The sequence below is a fragment of the Actinomyces bouchesdurhonensis genome (genome assembly GCF_963540955.1).
Taxonomy (GTDB): Bacteria; Actinomycetota; Actinomycetes; order Actinomycetales; family Actinomycetaceae; genus Pauljensenia; species Pauljensenia bouchesdurhonensis.
On the sequence record NZ_CAUTSL010000081.1, the window covers coordinates 1 to 5,895 of the forward strand.

At 63.7% G+C, this 5,895-nt stretch carries 6 protein-coding genes and 1 pseudogene; 3 read left to right on the top strand and 4 right to left on the bottom strand.

All coding sequences use genetic code 11. The features are described 5' to 3' along the window. The coding region (locus tag RYL44_RS09695) for a hypothetical protein (protein WP_314975846.1) at positions 1-359 on the bottom strand (359 nt) is incomplete at its 3' end. On the opposite strand from RYL44_RS09695, the gene RYL44_RS09700 reads away from it, so the two are divergent. Continuing rightward, positions 343-840 (top strand): hypothetical protein, encoded by a 498-nt coding sequence (locus RYL44_RS09700; protein WP_314975847.1) that lies wholly within the window; start codon positions 343-345, stop codon positions 838-840. The two genes, RYL44_RS09695 and RYL44_RS09700, sit on opposite strands and share 17 nt — an antisense overlap. A 37-nt stretch (positions 841-877) precedes the next feature. On the opposite strand, the gene RYL44_RS09705 is transcribed toward RYL44_RS09700, so the two are convergent. Further along, the gene (locus RYL44_RS09705; RefSeq protein ID WP_314975848.1) at positions 878-1,954 is read right to left on the bottom strand and encodes an EcsC family protein; all 1,077 of its coding nucleotides are present in this window, start codon (positions 1,952-1,954) and stop codon (positions 878-880) included. A 123-nt stretch (positions 1,955-2,077) separates the two neighbouring features. Between RYL44_RS09705 and RYL44_RS09710 the strand changes: the two genes are divergently transcribed. Further along, positions 2,078-2,896, top strand: coding sequence for a type III secretion system chaperone family protein (locus RYL44_RS09710; protein WP_314975849.1), 819 nt, complete (start codon positions 2,078-2,080; stop codon positions 2,894-2,896). A gap of 99 nt (positions 2,897-2,995) precedes the next feature. Here RYL44_RS09710 and RYL44_RS09715 read toward each other — a convergent pair whose 3' ends face one another. After that, entirely contained in the window at positions 2,996-4,483 is a 1,488-nt protein-coding gene (locus RYL44_RS09715) for an alpha-amylase (RefSeq protein WP_314975850.1), read from the bottom strand. Between the two features lie 142 nt (positions 4,484-4,625). On the opposite strand from RYL44_RS09715, the gene RYL44_RS09720 reads away from it, so the two are divergent. Then, on the top strand, positions 4,626-5,498 hold the full coding sequence (locus RYL44_RS09720; RefSeq protein WP_314975851.1) for an EamA family transporter: 873 nt from the start codon (positions 4,626-4,628) through the stop codon (positions 5,496-5,498). Between the two features lie 129 nt (positions 5,499-5,627). Here the strand turns inward: RYL44_RS09720 and RYL44_RS09725 are convergent. Continuing rightward, positions 5,628-5,895: pseudogene (locus tag RYL44_RS09725) on the bottom strand (hypothetical protein); the annotation flags it as partial.

The following is a 5,895-nucleotide window of genomic DNA, read 5'->3' on the forward strand; positions in this document are numbered from 1 at the left end:
GAGCCGTACGCTGCTCCGCAACCCGAGCCGGAGCCGTACGCTGCTCCGCAACCCGAACCGGAGCCGTATGTCGTTCCGCAGCCCGCACCCGAGCCGGAACCAGAGCCATTCATCGCGCCAGAACCCGAACCCGCACCGGAGCCGTACGCTGCTCCGCAGCCCGAGCCCGAGCCGTATGTCGCTCCGCAACCCGCACCGGAGCCGTACGCTGCTCCGCAGCCCGAGCCCGAGCCGTATGTCGCTCCGCAACCCGCACACGAGCCGACCGTCGCACGCCAGCCAGAACCGGCCCAGGCCTCGTACTCGATGCCGGTCGAAGACCCGGAACCGACGACCGCGCAAATGCCGCAGATCCCCACGTTCTCAGCTTTCAACTGGGATGCGCCCCAGGCCAGCGATCGGGTTCCCGAGCAGCAGATGGATAGTGACACGATCGCACCCGTGGAAGCCCCGGCGACCGAGACGGAACCCGCTGGTCATTACGCTGTATCCCCGCTGCAGGACTTCGATTCCGTGATCGCACCCCCTCAGGAAGCGCAGCAGGTTGCTTCCCCCGCAGCGATGCCGCCGCAGGCCCCGCCCATGCCCGCCGCGTTCCAGGAAAACTGGAATACGGAGTTCTCATGGAACGATGAGGCGCGCAGCGAGCAGGGACACGAAACGAAACGCCGCCGCCGCTGGCCCTGGTCCAGGCACTCCAAGAAGGAACGCGACGAGGAAACGAAGCCGACCCTTCCGGAGGTGGACGAACGCGACGCAGCCACACGCGTGCCAATCATCGCTGTCGACGCTCAAGACGACGACTGGAACGGCTGGCAAAACTGGAATTCGCGCGGCTAACTCAACCGGCCACCTCAACAAAGCCGAGGGGCGGTCGCTAACGCGAACGCCCCTCGGCCTTCGCGAGTTCCACGTAGCGGGCAATGTCGGCTCTGATGTCGTCGGCCAGCGTGACGCTCACGGTGCCCGAGGGAGTATCCCCGGCCTCGTCAATGTGCCCGTAGCGTTCGACGAGGAAACGCTCGCGATACAGGTGGTCGGCTGTGTCGCCGATGGTGCGCATGAGGGAAGCATTCAGACCAGCGCCCACGATGATGCCTGCAACCGGGACGATCTGCGCGAGCTTCCTGCCGACCAGACGAGCACCCAACGCCGAGAACAAAGAGTTCAACGCGGCGGCAATCGCACTGTTTCCCACGGAATCCATGGGTCCGCGCTTAGCGAGGTCACGCATCACCTTATTGAACGCGAGCATCGTCGCTTGCTTCTCCAGGACAAATTCACGTCCCGCCCCCTCCGGATCGATCGCTTGGGAGAGAACCATCGTCGAAAAGAGGTTTTCTGCTGGGTCAACCGTGTCGTAGCCGTAATAGGCGGCCGTGTGAGACACGAGACGCGTTGCCGCAGCTAAAAACGTGACGATGTCGAGAGCAATCGCGGAGGTCGTGACGCCAACTCCGGGAGCTGAAGCCACGCCCATACCGAGGAGAGCAGCAGCTGAACCGCCCGACGCGAACACGCCACTAACCGCGCCCTCAGCGGCTGCGCTACCCGAGTAGGCGAGGTTCAGACGAGGCTTGATGGCACGAATCTGCGCGAGGCTCAGGCTGCGAATGTCCGTCACACGCTCAACGCGATAACCGGCCGAACGGTACGCCTTCAGGATGCGCCTGCGACGCACCGACGCCTCGGACGCAGATGCTGCCAGGTCCACCAGGCCCAACGCGGCAGACGAAACCGCCCGAGTGATCGCATCGCCACCGGGAACCTTACGTGCGAGAGCCGCCACCTTCCCCAGGGGCGCCAGCGCGGTTGAACGGATCCGCTGGGAAATGACGCGCGGGCGCGTCGGGCGGACCTGCGCAGCTTTCCACTGTTGAATTTCCTCCCACTGGGCTGCGTCGTCGGCGCTCATGCGCGCACGTGCCTCGTTGCTCATCGGGCTGTCATTCATGCCGGTTTCATTCACGATGTAACCCTACACAGCGACGAGCATTGACGCGGCTCGTGTCTGCGTTCACCCCTGTTATGCTTAGGTTCGCGTCAGTATTTGTGGCCTCACGATGGAGGAACATCCGTGGAATCGCGCTCAGAACTCATCGCGCAAATTAGTGACTTGCACGAAGAGAACGAACATCAGAAGATCATTGCGCTCATTGAACGCCAGCCGCCGGAGTCGATTGACTACGAGCTGACAGGCCTTCTCGCGCGCGCTTACATTAACTATGCGCAGCCTTACATGGATTCTTTTCGCGAGCACATCTCGCACGCTGTTCATCTGTTGCGAGGCATTGAAGCGGAGGGGATGGCCGACCCGGTCTGGTACTACCGCATCGGCTGCGCACTGTACTGGCTGGATGAGGAAGAGAGCGCGCTCACTTACCTCGAGCAGTGCATCGCGATGGACCCCGGTAATGAGCACGCGCCGGAACTCATTGACCAGTGCAAGCGGGCACTTGATCGCCGCAGGATCGTCCGACCGGTGACGATTGAGAGGATCACAGACTTTTTCAAGCGCAACGACTATGCCTACGAGATCAACGGCAGCCGTCTGCACACCGGTTTTCGCAACGGGTTCTACATATTCTCGGTTGTTAACGAGGGCACGGACGTGAGTATGTGGGGTGCTGTACGTGAGGAAGTGTCGATGGACCTTCGCCCGCGTTTGCTTCAGGCGTGTAACGACTGGAATAGTGTTACCACCTGGCCTAAGGCCTACGTGTCATCGCTTGATGACGGTACCCAGCGCCTGTGCGCGGAGCAGTTTGTGACCGCGCGCATGGGCTTGACCGACGCGCAGCTCGACATTAGTCTTGAGCGTTTCATTTCTGCTGCGGAGACCTTCTTCAAAGAGGAGATTGAGCGTATCCCCGCTCTCGGCGGCACGAGCGAGTAGAGCGCGTGCCGCGTCGGCTCGCACTGTCACGAGCCCTTGGCCCGGTCACATCGACGAGGCCGGGGTTCCCTAACGCTGGGATGCGCGGCACGTAGACGTTCAGATTCGCGGGACGTAGACGCTCAGGCCTCCGTCGCTGACGGCCCCCGTGAGTGTCCCATCGTCGGTGACGTGCACGGGCGGGTGGCCGCCGATGAGGCATTCCCATTCTTCGCCTGCGTGGTGGGCGCCCACGTACAGGGTTTTCTCGGCGGCGCGGCGGTCGGAGAGGATGACGGCGCAGCCGGTGCCGGGCACGTCCGCCCTGCCTTCGCGAGCGAAACCGACGACGTCGGGGTCGTCGTAGGCGTTGTGCTGGGGGCCGATCGCGGCGCGGAAGCGCACGCCCATGAGGATGGGGAGCTCACGCACGGCGGGTAGGTCGCCGGTCTCGGGGGTGCCCAGGAGGTCACCCCAGAAGACGCAGGGCACCCCGGCCTCGTTGAGGAGGATGAGCGCGTAGGCGGCTGCCTTGAACCAGGAGGCGACCGTGGATGCCAGGGACTGTCCGGGCTGCGTGTCGTGGTTTTCGACGAAGGTGACGGACAGTTCGGGGATCGACGCCGTGAGCGTGCCCTCCCACAGGCGCGACAGGTCGACGTTTCCGTCCGAGACCGAGGCCTGGTGGAGGTGGTAGTGCAGGGGCACGTCGAAGAGCATGGCGTTGGGGACTTCGTGCAGGTAGGCTTCGAGTTCGCGCACGTCGCCGCTCCAGTATTCGCCGACGGCGGGCAGGAGGCGGCCCGTGGAGGTGCGCAGGTCTTCGAGCCAGCGCGCGTAGAAGTCAGAGCCGACGTGTTTGACGGCGTCCAGGCGTAGCGCGTCCACGCCGGTCGTCTCCACGTACCAGCGGCCCCAGCGGTCCAGCTCGTCGCTGACGCGCGGATCGGTGACGTGCACGTCGCAGCCCATGAGGTAGTCGAAGTTGCCGAACTCGGTGTTGACGGACTCGTTCCAGTGCTTGCCTTCGAAGAGCCACAGGCCCTTGCGCTGCGTGGTTTCGTCCCAGTCGATGCCGTGGAAGCACGTCCAGTCCCACGTGAAGTCCGAGTAGGCGCCGCCGCGCGCCGGGAACGTGAAGCGGGTCCACGCTTCGATCGTTTCGGGGTCGCCGAGGGCCTGGTGGCGGTCCTGCGGGTTGATCGGGGTGGCGCGCACGGTTTGGGTCGCGTCCGCGCCCATGCGGTGGTTGAGGACGATGTCGGCGCACACGGCGATGCCCGCCTCGTGCAGGGCGTCGATGGCGGCCAGGTATTCGTCTTTCGTTCCGTACTTCGTGGGGATTGTGCCCTTCTGGTCGAATTCGCCCAGGTCGTACAGGTCGTAGACGCCGTAGCCGACGTCGTCGAGGCCGAAGTTTCCTTTGTAGGCGGGCGGCAGCCAGATGATGGTGACGCCCAGGTCTGCGATCGCTTGCGCGTGCTGGGCGAGGTAGCGCCAGTGGCTCGCGTCGGGGGTCATGTCCCACGCGAAGGCCTGCAGCATCAGGGGCCCTGCCTCTTGCGTCGAGGAGTGCAGGGGCATCTGTTTCGTGTCGCTCACCCGCATATGGTGGCAGGTTTGCCCTCCTCGGGGCGGGCGAGTCGTGTAAACAGTGGTGCGTTAAACACGTCCGGGACGAGGCAGGGTTACCAGAATGGGCGTGGTCCCAGGCATGGTCTCGTGGGCGGCAGGTCGTACAGTTGATCGCATGTGGATCGTTGCTGCCTGTTTGTCCGCCTTGTTCGCAGGGTTGACGTCCGTCCTGGCAAAGGCGGGGGTCGCGACGATGAGTTCGACGGTTGCGACAGCGCTGCGCACCCTCGTCGTGGTCGTGGGCGCGTGGGGTATGGCAGCGCTGACTGGGTCCGCGTCCTTTGTCTCGTCCATTGACGGGCGTTCGCTCCTGTTCCTCGTTTTGTCGGGGCTGGCGACAGGGGCGTCGTGGTTGTGCTATTTCGCGGCTCTGGCGCGGGGGAACGTGTCTCGGGTGGCTCCCATCGACAAGCTGTCGACGGTGCTTGCGATCGTCCTGGCGCTGGTCCTGCTGGGCGAGCCGGTGAGCGCGTGGGGGGCGGCCGGGATCGTGGCGATCACGGTGGGAACGCTCCTCATGGTCGAGCCTTCCGACCTGTCGGGCCTGCCTCGTGCGCTGCGCGGGGGTGGCAGCTGGCTGGTGTACGCGCTCGCGTCCGCTCTGTTCGCGGCGCTCACGTCGATTCTCGGAAAGGTCGGGATTTCGGGGGTTGATCCGACGCTGGGGACGGCGGTGCGCACGCTCGTTGTTCTGGCGATGGCGTGGGTGATAGTGGTTGGGCAGGGGCGCATTCGTGAAGTTGGGGTGATCCCCGTGCGCGAGCTGGCCTTCATTGTGGCTTCGGGTGCTGCTACGTGTGCGTCGTGGCTTGCCTATTACCATGCGTTGAAAGAGGGGCCAGCCTCCGTGGTGGTGCCCATCGACAAGTTGTCGATCCTGGTGACTGTTGTCTTCTCCGCCATGATGTTTCACGAGCGTTTCACGCGCCGTTACTTGGGTGGTCTCGTGCTGATGTGTGCGGGCACAGCAGCCATGGTGATCGCGTAGGCGCGCCTGGCACTTTCAGCTGCCGTCGCCTGGCCACGCGGTTTAGTTCTCGCCCTCCTTCGTCTGTTTCACGCGTGTTTCACGCATTCGAGGCGGTAGATTGTAGCGCGTTTCACTGTCAAGCTTCCGTTAGTGGCCTTGTTTTTCTTCCCAGGTGTCGGTGTTGTTGATGACGAGGTGGGATAGGGGGAAGGGGCCTGTTGTTTCGGTAGTGGTGACCAGGCCGTTGATGGTCTGGGTGTCTCCGGTGAAAGGGTTCGTAGCTGTGCCGCTGGGGTTAGGCTTGTGTTGTTGACACTTCGTTAAGCGGGTGTGTGTGCCTGCGGAAAGTGAGGTGCCTGTTATGGGAACTCGTCGTCGTTTTACACCGGAGTATCGTCGTGATGTGGCGAGTCTG